This is a genomic window from Paenibacillus sp. SZ31 (assembly GCF_012912005.1).
GTDB lineage: Bacteria > Bacillota > Bacilli > Paenibacillales > Paenibacillaceae > Paenibacillus.
The window spans coordinates 147,480-166,951 of sequence record NZ_JABBEA010000009.1 but is presented as its reverse complement, the minus strand read 5'-3'; the positions used below and the strand labels follow the sequence as shown (position 1 = coordinate 166,951).

Annotated in this window: 18 protein-coding genes; 3 read left to right on the top strand and 15 right to left on the bottom strand. The window is 46.7% G+C overall.

The window, feature by feature from the left end:
- Window positions 1-33 precede the first annotated feature (33 nt).
- Window positions 34-1,200 carry an ROK family transcriptional regulator gene (locus tag HF638_RS18165; protein ID WP_169481463.1) on the top strand — a complete coding sequence of 389 codons (1,167 nt, stop codon included), beginning with the start codon at window positions 34-36 and terminating at the stop codon, window positions 1,198-1,200.
- 146 nt (window positions 1,201-1,346) lie between these two features.
- A complete protein-coding gene (locus tag HF638_RS18160; protein WP_017692236.1) occupies window positions 1,347-1,544 on the top strand; it encodes a hypothetical protein in 198 nt (65 codons plus the stop codon).
- 117 nt (window positions 1,545-1,661) lie between these two features.
- Here HF638_RS18160 and HF638_RS18155 read toward each other — a convergent pair whose 3' ends face one another.
- The 3 genes from HF638_RS18155 to trxB form a co-directional block, all read right to left on the bottom strand.
- The gene (locus HF638_RS18155) at window positions 1,662-3,641 is read right to left on the bottom strand and encodes an AraC family transcriptional regulator (protein WP_169481462.1); all 1,980 of its coding nucleotides are present in this window, start codon (window positions 3,639-3,641) and stop codon (window positions 1,662-1,664) included.
- 247 nt (window positions 3,642-3,888) lie between these two features.
- Window positions 3,889-4,119, bottom strand: a complete 231-nt coding sequence (locus HF638_RS18150; RefSeq protein WP_105407104.1) for a glutaredoxin family protein — start codon at window positions 4,117-4,119, stop codon at window positions 3,889-3,891.
- Window positions 4,120-4,181: 62 nt separating this feature from the next.
- On the bottom strand, window positions 4,182-5,123 hold the full coding sequence (gene trxB, locus HF638_RS18145) for a thioredoxin-disulfide reductase (protein WP_145152380.1): 942 nt from the start codon (window positions 5,121-5,123) through the stop codon (window positions 4,182-4,184).
- 256 nt (window positions 5,124-5,379) lie between these two features.
- Between trxB and HF638_RS18140 the strand changes: the two genes are divergently transcribed.
- Window positions 5,380-6,111, top strand: coding sequence for a ZIP family metal transporter (locus HF638_RS18140; RefSeq protein WP_076319651.1), 732 nt, complete (start codon window positions 5,380-5,382; stop codon window positions 6,109-6,111).
- Window positions 6,112-6,280: 169 nt separating this feature from the next.
- Here the strand turns inward: HF638_RS18140 and HF638_RS18135 are convergent, their stop codons facing one another.
- From HF638_RS18135 to HF638_RS18080, 12 genes are all read right to left on the bottom strand, one after another.
- Window positions 6,281-7,090 (bottom strand): alpha/beta fold hydrolase, encoded by an 810-nt coding sequence (locus HF638_RS18135; RefSeq protein WP_169481461.1) that lies wholly within the window; start codon window positions 7,088-7,090, stop codon window positions 6,281-6,283.
- Window positions 7,091-7,222: 132 nt separating this feature from the next.
- On the bottom strand, window positions 7,223-9,235 hold the full coding sequence (locus HF638_RS18130; protein ID WP_169481460.1) for a heavy metal translocating P-type ATPase: 2,013 nt from the start codon (window positions 9,233-9,235) through the stop codon (window positions 7,223-7,225).
- A 422-nt stretch (window positions 9,236-9,657) separates the two neighbouring features.
- The gene (locus tag HF638_RS18125; RefSeq protein ID WP_036606925.1) at window positions 9,658-10,965 is read right to left on the bottom strand and encodes a homocysteine synthase; all 1,308 of its coding nucleotides are present in this window, start codon (window positions 10,963-10,965) and stop codon (window positions 9,658-9,660) included.
- A gap of 239 nt (window positions 10,966-11,204) precedes the next feature.
- Window positions 11,205-12,050, bottom strand: coding sequence for a sugar phosphate isomerase/epimerase family protein (locus HF638_RS18120; protein WP_169481459.1), 846 nt, complete (start codon window positions 12,048-12,050; stop codon window positions 11,205-11,207).
- A 37-nt stretch (window positions 12,051-12,087) separates the two neighbouring features.
- Entirely contained in the window at window positions 12,088-12,840 is a 753-nt protein-coding gene (kduD, locus tag HF638_RS18115) for a 2-dehydro-3-deoxy-D-gluconate 5-dehydrogenase KduD (protein ID WP_169481458.1), read from the bottom strand.
- A 76-nt stretch (window positions 12,841-12,916) separates the two neighbouring features.
- On the bottom strand, window positions 12,917-13,675 hold the full coding sequence (locus HF638_RS18110; RefSeq protein WP_169481506.1) for a DeoR/GlpR family DNA-binding transcription regulator: 759 nt from the start codon (window positions 13,673-13,675) through the stop codon (window positions 12,917-12,919).
- Between the two features lie 225 nt (window positions 13,676-13,900).
- The gene (kduI, locus tag HF638_RS18105) at window positions 13,901-14,740 is read right to left on the bottom strand and encodes a 5-dehydro-4-deoxy-D-glucuronate isomerase (protein WP_036606918.1); all 840 of its coding nucleotides are present in this window, start codon (window positions 14,738-14,740) and stop codon (window positions 13,901-13,903) included.
- 215 nt (window positions 14,741-14,955) lie between these two features.
- A complete protein-coding gene (gene cyoD / locus HF638_RS18100; RefSeq protein WP_169481457.1) occupies window positions 14,956-15,285 on the bottom strand; it encodes a cytochrome o ubiquinol oxidase subunit IV in 330 nt (109 codons plus the stop codon).
- A complete protein-coding gene (cyoC, locus tag HF638_RS18095; protein WP_062836430.1) occupies window positions 15,286-15,906 on the bottom strand; it encodes a cytochrome o ubiquinol oxidase subunit III in 621 nt (206 codons plus the stop codon). It lies immediately after the preceding gene.
- A complete protein-coding gene (locus HF638_RS18090) occupies window positions 15,907-17,877 on the bottom strand; it encodes a cbb3-type cytochrome c oxidase subunit I (RefSeq protein ID WP_169481456.1) in 1,971 nt (656 codons plus the stop codon).
- Between the two features lie 21 nt (window positions 17,878-17,898).
- Window positions 17,899-18,873 (bottom strand): ubiquinol oxidase subunit II, encoded by a 975-nt coding sequence (cyoA, locus tag HF638_RS18085; protein ID WP_169481455.1) that lies wholly within the window; start codon window positions 18,871-18,873, stop codon window positions 17,899-17,901.
- A gap of 318 nt (window positions 18,874-19,191) precedes the next feature.
- The gene (locus HF638_RS18080) at window positions 19,192-19,455 is read right to left on the bottom strand and encodes a hypothetical protein (protein WP_091038518.1); all 264 of its coding nucleotides are present in this window, start codon (window positions 19,453-19,455) and stop codon (window positions 19,192-19,194) included.
- Between the last annotated feature and the right edge of the window lie 17 nt (window positions 19,456-19,472).

The following is a 19,472-nucleotide window of genomic DNA, read 5'->3' as shown; positions in this document are numbered from 1 at the left end:
CTTTTATCAGAAGAATAGGAGTGCCTTAATCATATGAAAATTACCGGAGACCAGATGCTGGTCAAAAAAATAAATAAGTCGATCGTCCTGGATACGATCCGGCGGCATGCCCCTCTTTCCCGCGCGCGCGTGTCTGAACTAACAGGCCTCAACAAAGCAACGGTTTCCAACCTTGTAGCCGATCTGATTAACGATGAACTCTTGGAGGAGATTGGCCCTGGAGAATCCAGTGGCGGACGCAAACCACTCATGTTACTGTTTCGAGGGACATCGGGATATGCTGTTGGACTGGAACTCAGTGTGACCCACTTGAAAGGTGTACTTACGGATCTGGAAGGTCACGTCATCACAGAGTATGCCGTTATCTTGGAACATCATGATGTATCCTCTGTACTGGAGCAGTTAAAATTGGCGGCAAAGCAACTCATTGAAGCAGCTCCTCCTTCCCCTCATGGTGTCATTGGTATTGGCATCGGTGTGCCCGGCATGGTCGATGAGGCAGGAACGGTCCTGTTTGCACCCAACTTGGGGTGGGAAAAGGTAGCACTGCGCTCCATGCTTGAAGAAGAATTTGAACTACCTGTAACTATCGATAATGAAGCCAATGCTGGCGCTCATGGAGAGTTGAATTTTGGAGCAGGCATCGGTGTTCGTCATATGATCTATATCAGTGCAGGCATGGGAATTGGTTCAGGCATCATGGTAGATGGTGAATTATACAAAGGAGCGTGGGGCTATGCTGGGGAAACCGGCCATATGTCCATTGAAGCGGAAGGTCTGCCCTGCTCCTGCGGTAATCGTGGATGCTGGGAGTTATATGCATCGGAAAAAGCCTACGAGCATCCGGATCATCAGCTAAACTTACCTGCTCATACCACACGAGAGCTTATTCATTATGCGGAGCAAGGCGACGAGGCTGTTCAGGCATTATACGACACAATCGGGCGCAAACTGGGGATTGGCATTACCAACATCGTGAACAGTTTCAACCCGGAACGCATTATCATTGGTGGCCCGCTCTCTGAAGCAGGTCCCTGGATTGAAACGGCGTTAAAACAAGTTGTTGAGGAGCGTACGTTACCTTATCACCGCCGCAGTTTGCAGATTGAGTGGGCAGCTCTAGGTAGCCGTTCCACCCGTGTTGGTGCCGCTTACTCTGCGATTTCCCAATTTCTAGGAAGAATAAGGGTTTCCGTCTAATAACAGATGAAAATTGACATCATTTTGCCCCATTTCCTCCCTTTTTGTTAAAGAAATCCAGATGTATAATGGGGTTATGTGATTTTTGTCATGGCTATGTGAATGCAGCTGTGTTAATTCCGATAACGAAACGGAGTGAAAAAAGCGTGACCTACGTGGATACTTCAGATATCTCGGCGCAAATGTTTGTCACCGTACTCCTGTTCCTGATTGTGCTTGCGCCCCTGTTCAGCCTTGGCATACTCCGATTGTTTCAGAGCAAAAAGAAGGCTGGTTTCATGTACATGCTGTCAGGATTGCTGGTGTATGTTGTATTTCAGACTTTCATGAGTATTTTTTTCTAGATAAAATAGTTTAATTAAATGCAAAATCCCCTTTCGCAGTAATTCCTGGAGTTCATGTTACCATGTGCTCCTAATTACAGCAGTAAGGGGATTTTTCACATTACCTGTATTAGATCACTACTTTTTAGATTTCTCCAGAGCGCGTTCTTCCATCATGTCGACAATATCCTGAATCTGACCCATGACGGAAATTGGATCTGAAAAGTAAAATTTATAGCCATCAATTTCGTACAACTCATTGTTTTTGACTGCGTCTAACGTTCCCCACAGCGGATCGCTCGCATAGTCAAATGATTCCGCTTTGGCATCTACGGCCATAAACACACGATCACCGGCATATTTCTCCACAATCTCGCTTGAGATTGTAGCCCAACCCACGTTCGGATCAATTTCGCTTTTTACATTTTCGTTCATGGGAATATCCAATTCACCATGGATACCTCTGCCTGTATACGCATTACCGTAGAGTGAAATGTTCTTAACAATTCCCCCGTCAAAGACCGTAGCAGTTTCTCCCTCTTTGATAATGCCGCTCAAACGGTCCTTGGCTGAAGCCAGATTCTTTTCAAACTGGACAAGCCATGCTGATGCTTCCGCCTCTTTGCCAAGTATGACGCCAAGTTCCTTAACCTGATCACGAACCGGTGCCGAGTTTTCCAGATAGACGGTTGGTGCAATTTTGGAATAAGCCTCGTAACTTTTAGCATCCCCTGTAACAATTAGATCCGGATTCAGACCCGTGATTGCTTCCAGATTGTCCGAAACATCCTCAATACCGGAGACTTGTCCCTCCAAATACGGATTTTGCATGAACAGACCATTACTACCGACGGGCTTAACGTTCAATGCCAGAATATGCCCCAAAAAGAAGTCCGTTACGACACGCTCCGGATTAGCTGGCACTTCCACCTCACCCATGGATGTGTTCACTTTACGTGTCGTCGCTTGGACGTTTTCATTTGTATTATTTTCGCTTGAACTGTTTACTTGGGAAGCTGGTGCTTCCGATTGAGCTGTACTTCCATCTCCTGTTGCAGCCCCTGTATTCCCTGAAGAACCGCCACTACATGCACTTAACAGCAACCCAAAAGCCATCAGCAAAGCCATTGGGACTCTCTTTATATTTCTTAACATTTCATCAGACCCTCCATCTAAATATTGATAATAATTATCATTATCATATGAAGGAATATAACATGGACCTGAAGAGCCAACAATATAATTTCTTCCTGCTGAAGATGTAACATCTTCCTCTACGCATTGCTTACGATACTTCTGCGGGGAAATTCCCATATACTTTTTGAAGGCATTGCTGAAATAGTACGCATCCTGATACCCAATAGCCGACGCAATCATTCGTAAGGGAAGCTTTGTTTCGGCCAATAGCTTGCATGCTTTTTGCATACGCAAACGGATTAGACAGTCAATCGGTCCACGATTAAGCACTTGTTTGAAACAATTCGAGAGATGGCCCGGACTCCGCCCCATTGCTGCCGCCAAAGAGTCCAACGTATGCGGTTTTGCATAGTTCTGCAACAGGTACTCCAGAGTCTGTATGACCAACTCAACGGGGCTGCTTACTTTTACAACCAGAGGCTGTAGATAGTACTGCTCCACCAGGTAATAAACCCATTGATAGAACGATGCTTTGAGTTGAAGTGATACCGAAAGTGCCTCCTGCTGCTGGACCTCTAACATACGATCTGCAATCTCATATAACATCATTGGCTGCGTTAGTATCACGCGGTATGTAACGTGAGTTGGATATCTACGTTCGTCTACAAACATCGGCTCATCGCCGTACGATGGTCCCCGTTCAGCTTTATACGAAATCAATATATACTCCGCTCCGTCTGAACCTGCGTTAACTTCAAACAGACTTTTGGGAGGTGCATGAATAATCTCAAAAGGATTGATGGAATAGGTCTTCTGATTGAGCAGTACCAGCACGTTCCCTCTTTTCATACAGAAAAAACTGCTCAACTGTACCGTGAATAATGTTCTTTCCCCCTTTGCAAGGGTAACTCTTTCAACATGGATATCTCGTATACTCGCCTGTTCCCAGAAGCGAAAATGCTCCTGCTGATCTATAATCATGCTGCTTGTTCACCTCAATTGTGCTCTGCGACTTAAGAAAAGGATATCGCACTTCTGTATATTGGACAATTCCGAATTATGCTTGCGAGCAGATAGCAATCCGTCCGATTCACTCAGCGAAAACGCACAAAAAACCGTACCCAATCGGGTACGGTTCTTTCTATATCCTAACGGCTCGCGAAAACCGGAATTGCATATGAATCGAATCTCTCTTTCATCACATGATGATTCAGATGATCAGCCTGATTTAAGCGTCCAATGCTTTAGCGAATTGGGTTTTGTTCATACCCAGGATGCGGTGTTCACCAATAACAGTCAAAGGCACGGCACGTACACCCATGTCCCATACTTGTTGTGCAAATTCGTCGCTAGTTTCGATGTTGCGCTCTTCATAAGCGATGCCTTTGTCAGCCAAGAACGTTTTTACGGATTTGCAGTTCGGGCAGTTCGTTGATGTATATAGAATTACGTTTTCCATGTTTAATTCACCTCATATGTTTTTTTATTAATCTATCGTTTGGTTGGAATCAGCTCATTCTATTAAAGAACAACTGCGCTGTGCTCCAAGCTTTCAATGTATTTCTCTGTGTCCATGGCAGCCATACATCCGCTACCTGCAGCTGTAATCGCTTGTTTGTAACGTGTATCCTGAACGTCACCACATGCGAATACGCCTGGGATGTTTGTCTCGGATGTACCCGGTGTAGTCAGGATATAACCGTGTTCGTCCGTTGTAACTTGACCGCCGAGGAATCCAGTGTTCGGTGTGTGACCAATGGCTACGAATACGCCGCTTGCCGGGATCACTTCTTCTTCACCTGTCTCGTTGTTCAACACTTTCAGACCTGTTACGCCGTTGTCGCCAGCAAGTACTTCGAGTGGTGTACGGTTCAAAGCCATCTCTACTTTTTCGTTGCTGCGTGCACGATCCTGCATAATTTTGGAGCCACGCAGTTCTTCACGACGGTGTACCAGGGTTACTTTGGAACCGAAACGGGACAGGAAGCTTGCTTCCTCAAGGGCAGAGTCGCCACCGCCGATGACGATGATCTCTTTGTTACGGAAGAAGAATCCATCACATGTTGCACATGTGCTGACACCGCGGCCCACATTCGTTTCTTCCCCGGGAATACCCAGGTATTTAGCAGATGCGCCTGTAGACAGAATCAATGTTTCGGATACGAGTTCACCCATACCTTCAACTTGAATCTTGAATGGACGCTCGCTCATGTCGATGTTGTTCACCCAGCCTGTGCGGAATTCAGCACCGAAGCGCTCCGCTTGTTTACGCATGTTATCCATCAGTTCAGGACCCATAATACCATCAGGGAAACCTGGGAAGTTCTCCACTTCAGTCGTTGTTGTCAATTGACCACCAGGTTGTGGACCTTCAATAACGAGCGGGTTCAAGTTAGCACGTGCCAGATAGATTGCTGCTGTCAGCCCTGCAGGGCCTGTTCCAATAATAATTGATTTATACATGTATAGTTCCTCCCCCGGGTTCTACAAAAAGGTTAGGCCCTCCGGCATCAAAAGCTTATGCTTTTGCATACACTAGAACGAAAAGCCTACATCATGTCCACAAGACCTGCCTGTGTAATGACAATTGCCCTATGCAGAAACGGAATTCTAATTTATAATCATTCTAATCTGTTGTTCATTATGATCTCTTTTATGTACGGTGTCAATGCTCGGCAGCGATTATGAAGAAGTCTTCATCAGGAGGGAAAATGGAAGCATGAACGATGCACTCATTGGCAGTTTTATATCAGCCATGTCTACCGGCCTAGGGGCCGTACCGATTCTATTTATGCGCAAGATATCGCACCGTCTGCGTGATATCCTGCTGGCATACGCCGCAGGTATTATGACCTCGGCCTCGGTGTATAATCTCATTCCCGAAGCGCTTGGCCAATCAAACCTCTTTGTACTCGCATTTGGTATTATGCTTGGTAGCCTGGTGCTACTGGTGCTGGAGATGAAGATTCCACACGTCGATCTGGAGAACCCCGAGAAAATGCCTTTTAAAATTGAAGCCAAAGCTTTCATGATTATTGCAGCCATCACCATGCATAACTTGCCAGAAGGGTTATCGGTTGGAGTCAGCTATGCAAGCTCGGATGAGAACCTGGGCAATCTCATTGCCTTCTCCATCGGATTGCAGAATGCGCCGGAAGGATTCCTGGTGGCCCTCTTTCTCGTGAACCAGAACATTGGCCGCTTCAAAGCGCTGGGTATTGCCACCCTGACCGGAGCGGTAGAGATTATTACAGCTATGATTGGTTACACCTTAAGTAGTCTCGTATCCGGTCTTGTCCCTTATGGTCTGGCTTTTGCAGCCGGTGCGATGATGTTCATCGTCTATAAGGAACTCATTCCCGAGAGTCACGGTGATGGCAATGCACGTGTGGCGACCATCTCGTTTTTACTCGGACTCATCACGATGATCGGTTTGACCGAACTGTTCTGATTTCAGAATGTATACTTACAGTACAACTAATAAGACACCCTTATAAGCACAACATAAAGAACCCGAGCGAACAGTCCAAGACTGTCGACCGGGTTCTTTGTTTAGCCACAAATGAAGATTCCATGAAATTACTGGGATTGTCTGTATGGGGCATTATGCACCCACTTGATCAGGATTGAATAAATCGGATCAGTTCCGAATTGAATTTCTCCAATTCATCATAGAATGCGCCATGCCCACTCTCTTCAAAAGCAATCAATTGCGATGAAGCGATGCCTTGGTGCATCTGCTCAGCGAATTCGAACGGACAGATCTCATCCTTTTTCCCGTGCAAAATAGCTGTCGGCACCTGAATCGAACTCAGTTCATCACGCAAGTCCTCATCCCGCAACGCAATTGCACTGTGAATGGTACCAGAGGATGAAGCCTCCATGCCCAGTGCATGGAACCAATCCATGAATGGCTGGCTGTGTTCCTTCGCGAAGAACATGCCGCCAAACGTCTCCAGCAACTTCGGACGATCTGCGAAGATCGGCTCAATAATCTGCTCGTTCAGCTGCTCCGGAGTCAATCCATACGGATATCCTTCGCGCTGTGTGAACACAGGTGCTGCCGCAGATAACAAGGCCAGCTTGGATACACCATGTCCCTTATGGCGAGCCATATAATGTACTGCAATCGCTCCACCCATGGAGAACCCTGCGAGTACCGCGTCTGTCAGCTCCAGATCATCAATAACGGCACGAACATCGTCTGCCATGCGATCATAATCATACCCTGTGGAAGGCTTATCCGATAAGCCATATCCTCTAAAATCTATCGCAATGGCACGAATGCCATGGTTCGGAAGTACGTTCAACTGATATTCAAACATTTTATAATTAACAGGCCAGCCGTGCAAAAAGACAACCGGGGTTCCTTCACCAATATCTTCAACATATACTTTTACATTCGGTTCCACTTGTACATAACGTCCCATATTTCACAGCTCCCTTAGTATCGAATCATCTCTTCGAATCATTACCCGCTGACCCAAGGTTCAAACGTGAGCCGTTCAACCAGCCGCATGCTACCAGCAAAACCAATTAACCATTTTCCTCTCCATATCTGATTACCGTAGCAGTCTAAGCCCATTCAGAATAACCAGAATTGTACTTCCTTCATGACCTATCACACCCAGAGGCAATGCTACGTCTTGGAGGAAGTTACCCGCAATTAAGGCCAGAATAACGGTGATGGCAAAAAACATATTTTGTTTCACCGTGCGCTGTGCTCGACGAGCCTGCCCAATCACCCAAGCGATCTCTTCAATGTTATCGTTCATTAATACCGCATCGGCGACCTCCAGTGCAGTTCCGCTGCCGGACAATCCCATCCCCATACCCACAGTAGCTGCCGCAAGGGCGGGTGCATCATTGACACCATCCCCTACCATCAGAACCGGACCATACTGTTTGCGAAGTGCCTGTACCTGCTTCACTTTATCTCCAGGCAGCAAGTCTGCATAGATCATGCTTACTCCTGTTTCACGCGCAATCACAGAAGCAGATCTGGCCCGATCACCTGTTAACATGGCAACTTTAACATCCATCGCTTCAAGCTTTTTCACTGCAGCTGCTGCCTGTGGCCGTACCGTGTCCCGCATCGCGATCAGCCCGACTAATTCACCATCAGCCATAACAACGGATACGGTTTTGCCCTCCCCCTCAAGACGGGAGCGTACAACGCCCCACTCAGAAGATGCCTTCACATGGTTAGCACCATGCTCATCTGGATCAACGTTGCTGTCTTTCATCTCCTCTGACTGCATCGATTCCATTACATCTGTTTTGCCAATGCTCCAGACCACATTGTTTACATTTCCTTCGATGCCCCAGCCTGTTAAAGCCTGTACGTGCTCCGCTTCCTGAAGTGTGATGTTCTCCTTGTTCGCCTGATCTACGATGGCACGAGCCAAAGGATGCATGGAGAGGTTCTCAATCGCCGCTATTGCACCTAACAGCTGGACGCGATCTACATGTTCAGCCGTAATAATATCGGTCACTTGCGGGGTGCCCATGGTCAATATACCTGTCTTGTCAAAAGCCACGACCCGCGTTCGAGCCATATTCTCCATATGGGCACCTCCCTTGAAAAGAATGCCACGGCGGGCGCTGCTGGACATCGCGGACAGCATGACAGGCATGATGGAAGACACCAATGCACAAGGCGAAGCAACCACCAGAAATACCATCGCTTTGTAAAATGCCTCATTCCATGTCCAGCCAAGCAGCAGTGGAGTTCCTGCAATGACAAGTAAGGTCACCCCTACAACAATACGTGCGTAAATTCCTTCAAACCGCTCCATGAAACGCTGAGAATCCGGCACTTCCGCCTGCGCTTCCTCCACCATTTTAATGATTTTGCCAAACAGTGACCCTTCAGCCGATTTTGTGACCTCTACGTATATTGCACCCTCCCCGTTTACCGTACCTGCATAGACTTCATCCCCCGCAACTTTGTCCACAGGCAGGGATTCTCCGGTGATGGATGACTGATTGATAAAAGAACTCCCCCGGTACACGACACCATCTGCTGGAATGAGTTCTCCCGGTTTGACCAACAGCAGATCACCCGGCTGCAGATCATCAATAGCCACGAGGTTCATCTGTCCATCCTCAATACGCAGTGCAGTCTCTGGCTTGAGCGCCAGTAAAGATGAGATATCTTTATGACTGCGCTCTGTCGCGTAACTTTCCAATGCACCACTGAGTGCAAAAATAAAGATCAGCATCGCGCCTTCGTTCCAGTAACCAATGGCTGCTGCCCCGAGGGATGCGGCAATCATCAGCAGGTTTACATCCAGATCACGGTCCTTCACCAGTGTCTCAATACCTTCCTTCGCTTTGGTCCAACCACCAACGGCATAGGCCACAATGTAGAGCATGATCGATAAGGTACCAAAATACGGTGCAGTTCCCCAGGCAATCAGCATCAACAGCCCGCTGCCCAATGCAGATTGCATCTCTTTATTCTGAAACATAGCTCGAAAATCAGGCTTACGTCCCCGGTTTGGGCCTGGTGTTTGGAATGAGCGCTGTTCCGCTTGCTTCTGTCTGTGTAGTGGTTGATGGATCGCTTGCATATGAATCACGTTCCTTTCGAATGGTAGGTTTGCGGATGACGAGTCTACTGAATTCCGCTCCCAAAAATGAAGTTGTATTGAGAATGAGAGCCATTGTTAATGCCCTAAAAATGACACATGCTGCTGCGGGAATCCCGCAGCAGCATGGTTTTGTGAATGATTTTGAAATAATCTCTAATGAGAATGATAATCATTTTTGCAATTATGCAATTATTTTTACTCAATACAACTTTTAACCAGTATATGCCTGTGATCCACATTTGTAAATGGGCTTTTTTCGATTGCTTACTCATAAATGCATGTTCAAAAAGACAAAAAGCCGCTGTCTCTGAGGACAACGGCTTTAACCATCTATGGATATTCGTTTGACCTGTTTATGGCCTATCGCTTAAGTGATTGTTCGCACATCCACTCAATGCCATTTACGCGCCTACACTTGCTCCCTGACTTGCTTTGATGGCTTGCTCCAGATCATAGATAATGTCTTGAATGTTCTCCGTACCTACAGACAGACGAATCAATTCCGGATTAACTCCTGCTGCGGTCTGTTCATCTTCAGTCAACTGCGCGTGAGTTGTGCTTGCCGGGTGAATGATCAATGACTTGGAGTCGCCCACGTTCGCAAGGTGAGAGAACAGTTTGACACTTTCAATCAATTTGCGACCCGCGTCCGCACCACCTTTGATTCCAAAGGTCAGAATGGCACCTTGCCCTCTTGGCAGATACTTCTGTGCAAGCTCGTAAGAACCATGGCTCGGCAGACCTGCATAACTTACCCAAGACACATCCTCATGTTTCTCAAGGAATTCCGCAACAGCCAGAGCATTGCTACTATGACGTTCTACGCGCAAATGCAATGTCTCCAGTCCTTGCAGCAGCAACCATGAGTTGAATGGAGAGATCGTTGCACCCAAGTCACGCAATAGCTGTACCCGAGCTTTGATAATATAAGCAATCGGTCCAACCGCTTCCGTATATACCACACCGTTATAACTGGAATCCGGCTCCGTCAATCCAGGGAACTTGCCACTTGCTTTCCAGTCAAATTTTCCGCTATCCACGATAACGCCACCAATGGATGTACCATGACCGCCAATAAATTTCGTTGCAGAGTGAACGACAATATCTGCGCCATGTTCGATGGGACGAAGCAGGTACGGACTCGGGAACGTATTATCCACGATCAAAGGAATTCCATGTTCATGGGCGATGGCTGCCACCGCTTCAATATCCAGTACATTCCCCTTCGGATTACCGATTGTTTCGGCATACAATGCTTTCGTTTTCTCCGTAATGGCTGCCCGGAAATTCTCAGGATCACTGGAATCCACAAATTTTACGTCCAGACCCAGTTTCGGCAACGTAGTCGAGAACAGATTGTACGTACCTCCATACAAACTCGCCGAAGAGACGATCTCATCACCAGCACCGGCAATATTCAGAAGTGAAAACGTAATAGCTGCCTGACCCGAAGCTGTAGCAAGCGCCCCGGCTCCGCCTTCCAACGCCGCAATGCGTTGCTCGAACACGTCGGTTGTTGGATTCATCAGACGGGTATAGATGTTGCCAAACTCTTTCAAACCAAACAGATTAGCGGCATGCTCGGTGTCCTTGAATCCATAGGATGTTGTCTGATACAAGGGCACAGCTCGTGCGTTGGTAGTTGGATCAATCTCCTGGCCTGCATGAATTGCCAATGTTTCAAATGAAAGCTCACGTTCGTTTGACATAAATCTGAATCCTCCCTTGGTATATACGTTCTCTGAGTCCCTGATGTATTCGCATGGTGGCGTTTGTTTTCCATATTCTCTCACAAGATGTCGCATTTGAAAAGAATTATTTCCGATTTTTCCGATAAGAAATATTCAATATGTAAATTATCGATTTCTGTACCAAAAAAACCTTTGCCCTCGCAAAGGTTTTTCAGCTACTTTGGCTTCGGTATGCAATACCATATCTAGGCTTTTACTTAAACTCGAACTGCACTCCATACTTCACGCAAATGTTTGGCCGCAGGCACAGCTTCCTCCGCAGTTACACCTTCAAGTGAAATATCAATATGTGGCTTATACGTTTTTAGCAATTCAAAAAATAACGGGTAATCCAGTATGCCCGCCCCAGGTACAGGATTGAACTTCTCTCCCTGTGCATCAAAGGCTACATCTTTGGCATGGATCACAATCATGCGCTGATACAGCGATTCCATCACCTCGCGCAAGAAAGCCCCTTGATCTGCTGCATGTGGTTGTTTGATCAGATTGCACGGGTCGAATAGCATTCCCAGATTGGATGAAGGAACCTCTTCAAACAACCGTGTCATATGTTCATGGGTATGAAGGGTATGGGTAGATACAGGCTCAATCGCCGCATGCACACCCCACTTCTCCGCTTCCTCAGCCAACTCCTCAACCGTTTCTTTCAGCACACTCCATGCCTTCTCTTCATATCCATCCGGATGTGTATCCTGATAGGTGTCCAAGCCCCCGGTCTCCGTTGCCACCATGCTGCAACCAAAATCCCGGGCATAACGCAGATGCTCCTTGAATCGATCAATGTCCGCACGCCTTGTTACCGGATCAGGGTCAATCGGATTAATATAACAGCCTAGTACCGCAATCTTTACCCCGCGCTGTGCAAATTGATCTCCAATCTCATTCGCCAGCCCCGGGCTCAGTTTGCCATTCGATGAGTCCACATCGGATAATGCTTTGGCAAGCGCCAGTTGTACGGAATTGAATCCGTTATCCGCAATCGTCTGCGCAAGCTGTGCTGTAGGCTGCTTGCCAAATGTATGTGCCAGAATACCAAGTTTCATCTCACTGCCTCCTTATACTAATCCGATTATCAAGCGATTAACGTGCCATCCAGCCGCCATCGACATTCAGCACATGACCATTCAGATAATCCGAAGCGGCAGATGCCAGAAAGACAACGGGTCCTTTCAGATCTTCAGGAGTACCCCAACGTCCAGCAGGAATGCGGGCTGTGATATCCCGGTAACGATTCTCATCTGCACGAATTTGGGTTGTATTATCCGTTTCCATATAACCAGGTGCGATACCGTTAATCTGAATACCCTTGCCTGCCCACTCATTAGCGAGCGCTTTGGTTAAACCAGCAACGCCATGTTTACTTGCCGTATAACCCGGCACATTGATCCCGCCTTGATAGGACAACATGGATGCAATATTAATGATTTTGCCGCTTCCGCGTTCAATCATATGTCTGCCAGCCAATTGGCTTAGGAAAAATACAGTGTTCAGGTTCAGGCCAATCACATCGTGCCAGTCCTGTCCTGCATGATCAGCCGCAGGTGTGCGGCGAATGATTCCGGCATTGTTAACGAGAATGTCAATTCTGCCCTGGAATGCAAGCGCCTGCTCGAACACAGCCGACAACTCATCTTCACGACTTAAATCCGCTTCAATCACATAGGCTTTGCGCCCAAGGGCTTCAATCGCACTTGCCGTTTCCGCAGGCTTGGAATAAGAGACCAGCACCACATCAGCACCCGCTTCTGCCAGACCAATGGCCATCCCTTGTCCCAGTCCGCCCGATGTACCTGTAACTAGTGCAACTTGTCCTCTTAAATCAAATGGGTTCATGAATGATTCCTCCGCATGGTTTGATATGCAAACAATAGATCCGTCCGTTCTTTAATCCCATGAATTATGAATGAGGTTAACTTTGATAATCCACTGTGACACCGCTCTGCTCATATAAGGCAGCCGTCTCTTCATCCAGACGACTGTCACTGATAATGTAGTCCAGTTCCGAACACTGGGCAAAAGTCCGAAGTGCAAATTGTCCGAATTTATAATGATCCACAACGCCATATACCTGCTGCGAGGCAGATATCATTGCTTTTTTCAAAGGAACCAGATCTCCCGTGTAGATCGATAGCCCAAATTCCGGATGAAGGGCTGTCGTGGATATAAAGGCTTTATGGATGTTCAGACTGGATATAAACGCAGCCGTGTCATCCCCAACCAACATATTCCGTACACGAGCCCCGCCAGGCACAACCAGCCGCACCTGCTCCTTCTTGGTTAGCTCCGCAATGATGAACAGATCATTAGTCACTACCGTAATGGGCTGATTGTCGAGCCGTTTGGCCATCTCCAGCGTGGTGCTGCCACCATCGAGAGCAACGATATCTCCAGGTCGAATGTAAGCAAGGGCACGTTCAGCAATCTCCGTCTTCTCTGGATGGTGCTTCTCTGTGACTCCACGGCTATTCAAGATGCCATACTGGTCATTCTGAGCCAGCATAGCCCCGCCATGGACACGTACGAGCAGCCCCATACTCTCCAACTTGTCGAGATCCTCTCGTACAGTCTTCCCCGTCACCTGCAACAGCTCACTTAGATCACTGACGGTTACTTCCTGGCGCTCCAGCAGAGCCTCCATAATTTTTTCATGTCTTTTCAATGGATTCATCATAATCAACTTCCTATACTACCTGAGTTAAATGAATAACAGTTTCACACGTACACTTCGGGTACAGAAAACCTTCCGATCACTCTTATCCCCAAATTTTCTTTAATCCCTTATTTAAAGGGAGAAATTTGGTGATAAAGGCGCACGCTTCGCTTCTTCAGGTTCTTTCTGTCCCCTCCGTTATAGTGTCTACTCTGTCAAATTAACTCAGACATCTGTAATTTATTATTTCAGGTCTTTCATCGCTACGCCGTCCATATCTTCGAACGTCTGGTTCTCACCAGCCATCGCCCAACAGAATGTGTAATTGCTTGTACCCACACCACTGTGAATGGACCAGCTTGGCGAGATGATTGCCTGACGATCACGTACAACCAGATGACGCGTTTCGTTCGGTTCGCCCATCATGTGGAACACAACGCCGTCTTCAGGCAGATTCCAGTACAAGTATACTTCGGAACGGCGATTATGGGTATGTGCAGGCATCGTATTCCACATGTTACCCTTGTCGAGTTCGGTAATGCCCATTACCAACTGACAACTTTGAATTCCACCTTCTCCTTGATGAATGTAACGATAGATCGTACGCTCATTGGACGTTTCGATGCTGCCCAGATGATTCGGCTGAGCTTGTTCTTGCGTTGCTTTAACTGTTGGATAGGTGTGGTGAGCTGGTGTGGATACAAAATAGAATTGGGCAGGTTGAGCCTTGTCACTGCTCGTGAACACGACTTCCTTCACACCTCTACCGATGTAGAGACATTCCTTTGCCCCAATCTCATAGCCTTGTCCATCCGCTGTTACTGTTCCATGACCACCTACATTAATGATACCGATTTCACGACGCTCCAGGAAAAAGTTCGTTCCGATATCCTTCAGGTTCACCTCAAGGGTAATATCCTTGCTCTCAGGTACAGCCGTTCCCACAATATAACGATCCACATGAGAATATACCGTTACCAATTCATCAGTTGCGAACAGTTGCTCCATTAAAAATTCCTCACGTAGGCGAGATGTATCATACGTTTTCACTTCATTGGGGTGTGCAGCATAGCGATTTTCCATTATTAATACATTCCTTTCGTCATTTGAGTTGGTTGAGATTGATGTTGAATAATGTTCATATAAGTTCATTTTAGTTCATTATGTATCTTTTGTGTACCTTTATTTTCAAAAACATTTATATAATTAATCATTAATGATGTTTATTTCTTAAAAGAGAACAAAAAAAGATCTCCGCAGTCTGTAAGACAGACCGGGAGATCTCTTTAATCTACATATTAATGTGCAACAGCGTTGTTAAGCATGATCCAGATCGAACCAATCACGATAGTCATCATGATCAGCAAACCGAAGATAAGAGCCATAACATTCCAGCGTGGTTTCTCTGTTTCACGAATATGCATGAAGAAGAAGAGTTGAACCACGAATTGAAGTGCTGCTGTACCAAGAACAACAATGAGTGTTCCTGTTCTTTCCATCATACCGTTGAGAACCACCACAAGTGGAATGATTGTCAGAACGACGGACAGAATGAAGCCGATGACATAAGACTTCAGTGAACCATGTTGCTCATGACCGTGGGAATCATGTGAGTTGTGCCCTGACATCTACATCACCCCCATGAGATAGACGATCGACAGGAGGAAAATCCATACGACGTCCAAGAAGTGCCAGTACAAGCTGATAACGTTGATTTTACCGCGAGTAACATCAGTAATACCACGTTTTTTCAGTTGGAACATGAGTCCAATCATCCAGATCAGACCAAGCGATACGTGAAGTCCGTGAGTACCCACAAGGGTGAAGAATGCGCCAGAAGCAGCACTCGTTGTGAAGCTAAACCCTTCGTGAATCAACTCAATAAACTCATATACTTCCAGTGCGATAAAGCTTGCACCCAGAACGGCTGTAACAGCCAACCAACTGATTAATTGTTTTACTTTACCCTGGTTCATTGCCAGAACGGCAAGGCCGCTCGTAAATGAACTTGTGAGCAAGATAAATGTCTCGGCGATAACGCCAGGCATTTTGATCAATTCAGACAAAATCGGTCCGCCCGCCGTATTATCACGCAACACAATGAAGGTTGCGAACAATACGGAGAACAGGATAACGTCGGAAATCAGGAAAAACCAGAATCCGAGAATTTTCATTTCCTGTGGATCATGATGTCCATGGTCGTGACCATGTGCATGATTCTCACCGTGCTTAGCGGCTGCTTGAGCCATCTATACCGACCCCCTTAACGACGCTTCGGTACGCTTAATTTCGTCGACCGGAATGTAATAATCCGTATCGTAAGAGAATGAACGGGCGATCATGCATATGCCTACGCCAGCAAGTCCGAGAATCGCCATCCACAGCCAGCCGAATACGAAGCCGAAACCGGCAACGAACCAGAAGGAAGACATGATGAACGGAATTGCAGAGTTCTTCGGCATATGAATCGGCTCAAGCGGTTGCTCAGGCGGATAGATGCCTTTGGCACGACGTTCTTTCTCTTCCCACCACTCATCAATATCATCTCCGCGCGGTGTAATAGCGAAGTTATATTCAGGAGCTGGTGAAGGAATCGACCACTCGAGCGTACGACCATCCCATGGATCGGCGGAAGCTTTGAGTGTTTTATATTTGCGAATACCGTCTGCGATTTGTGCAACTTGGAACAGGAACCCGACACCCATCAGGAATGCCCCGATTGTGGATACGAAGTTCAGTTCCCACCAGCCAGTATCCCAGCCGTATGTGCTCAGACGACGTGTCATACCCATCAAACCGACAGCGTACTGCGGCATGAAGCAGACATAGAAACCAATATTCCAAGTCCAGAATGCCCATTTGCCCAGTTTCTCTGGAAGTTGGAAACCGAACATTTTAGGCCACCAGTAGTACAGACCTGCGAAGTATCCGAATACTACACCACCGATCAATACTTGGTGGAAGTGGGCAATCAGGAAGTAACTGTTATGGAACTGGAAGTCAGCAGGAGCAACGGATAACAGAACGCCTGTCATACCCCCAACAATAAAGCACGGGATAAAGGCAAGTGTCCACATCATCGGAGTCGCCATGCGTATCCTTCCTCGATACATGGTAAACAGCCAGTTAAATATCTTAACTCCTGTTGGAATAGCAATCAACATCGTGGTAACGGCGAAGAATGCATTCACGTCCGCTCCGGAACCCATCGTAAAGAAGTGATGCGCCCATGTGAAGAAGGACAGGAAGCTGATGATTAACATTGCAAATACCATCGACTTGTAACCAAACAGTTTTTTCCGAGAGAAGGTACTTACAATCTCGGAGAACACACCGAATGCCGGCAAGACGACAATGTATACCTCAGGGTGACCCCACATCCAGATCAAGTTGATATACATCATTGGGTTACCGCCCAAATCAAGTGTGAAGAAATGCGCCCCGGCAAACCTGTCGAGGAATAGCAATGCAAGTGTCACGGTCAAGATTGGGAAAGCAAACAAGATGATAATACAAGTGGAGAATACCGACCATGTGAACATCGGCAATTTCATCCATCTCATGCCTGGCGCACGCATTTTAATGATGGTAACCAGGAAGTTGATACCCGTAGCTAGGGAACCGATACCTGATATCTGTATACCCCATATATAGAAGTTCTGTCCTACCCCCGGACTGTGTGACAGCTCCGATAGAGGCGGATAACTCAGCCATCCTGCATCCGGTGAACCACCGATAACGAAAGACAGGTTAAACAGCATTGCGCCCAAGAAGAACAGCCAGAAGCTGAGTGAATTCAGGAACGGGAACGCAACGTCTCTTGCTCCGATCTGTAGTGGTACGATAACGTTAAATAGACCAAACATAAATGGCATCGCCATGAACAAGATCATGATCGTACCGTGAGTTGTGAAGACCTGATTATAGTGTTCAGGATTTAGAAATTCATTGTTAGGCATAGCCAGCTGAAGGCGCATCATTAGCGCATCCACACCACCACGGAACAACATGATAATGGAAGCGATGATATACATGATACCGATCTTCTTGTGATCGACAGTCGTTAACCAGTTACGCCAGAGCCAGCCCCATTTTTTGAAATAAGTTAGCACCGCCACGATCGCAATCATTGTAATCCCGATGGAAACCATCGCACCATAAATGAGCGGATCGCCGGTTACGAAAAACTCCGATGCAAACTCTTTAAGTCCCTCTAACATTGGGGGCCTCCTTTCGAATCTTTAGTTAGCACTCTTGTCCTCGTCTTGATTGGACGTATCAGTTGCATTTTGAATGGCTCCAGAAGCTTCGCTTGAAGTTCCATGCTTACTGTGAGCACTTTGACCATCTACTACATACTTGGTCACAATATTTTGGAACAATCCTTCTGGGAAGGCAGAATAATAAGCAACATTGCTTGTTCCTGGTTCAGCCAGTGCATTGTAACCTTCTGTGGTCAATTCCTGGGAACTTTGTTTCACTTCAGCTACCCATTTGTCAAAATCTTCGTCCGATGTAGCATTCACATCAAAACGCATTTCTCCAAAATGCTCACCTGTGAAGTTAGCGCCTGACCCCCAGTACTTACCTTCATGATCTGCCTGCAGATACAAGGTCATCGCCATACCCGACATCGTATAAATCTGTCCTCCAAGTTGCGGAATCCAGAATGAGTTCATCGGTGAATCCGCAGTGAGTTCAAATTTCACGGGCCGGTCTGCCGGAATATTCAGCGTGTTGACCGTTGCAATCCCTTGCTCAGGATACATAAACAGCCATTTCCAATCCAGTGAAGACACTTGGATCGTAATTGGTGCTTTCTCGTGAGCCAACGGCTTCGAAGGCTCCAGATCATACGTGTAACGAACAGTAACAATGGCAAGCAGTCCAATAATGATAATTGGAACCGTCCACCAGATTGCCTCCGCCTTCGTACTATGAGACCAGTTAGGCTCATAAGCAGCTTTGTTATCCGGCTTGTCGCGGTAACGCCATACGATTACGGCAGACAAAATGAGTACTGGCACAATGATGACAGCACACAAAATTGTCGAGATGACAATCAAATCTCTCTGCGAAGCGCCAATCGGCCCCTTCGGATCCAGAACAACGTACTGCCCGCCTGCCAGCATTGGCCAGACAATCAATGCAATTGTAACCAACGTCAGGACAACCGGAATGATAATCCGGATTAGCGACCTAGGTTTCTTGTTCATTTTGATCCCCTCTCCTTAAATTCGCTCATACTGAAAAATCAGTATACTACTCTCTTCCTACTAAAGATATCAGAAATGAACAACTTTTTTGTTCTTGTTAACAAATTTGTCGATTTTACACCTTAAATGTGTGAATTTTTTCTCACAAATCGCTTGCGTGGTTGATATTTGCTTATTGTAATCTTTACACATCAAGTCACAGAATAAAACCCTTTGCAGTCCCGTTGAACAGTGTCAACGAATCCGCAAAGGGCTTTATTGACTGGATTCCGGGTACTTATCCAGTCTTATTATGAACGAATTAACGCAGGATTATAATCAATCGGCGCCTTCGTCTTCCCGGCGTGTATGAACAAGGCCTATCGCTTTGGCAATAACGTAGATAAACACACTACCTACAAGGAATCCAATACCGACCATCAAGCCAAGATTACGATCATTAAAATCATTCAGATTGATCAGACACATGACCACTCCCGTAATGAGTGCGACCCATGCCAGAACTGTCATCGTCAAGACGGCGCGCCGCATATTTTTGTCTTTGCGCTCCAATTGGCTAACCATTGCTGTCTTCGATGCCATAGTAAACACTTCCTTTT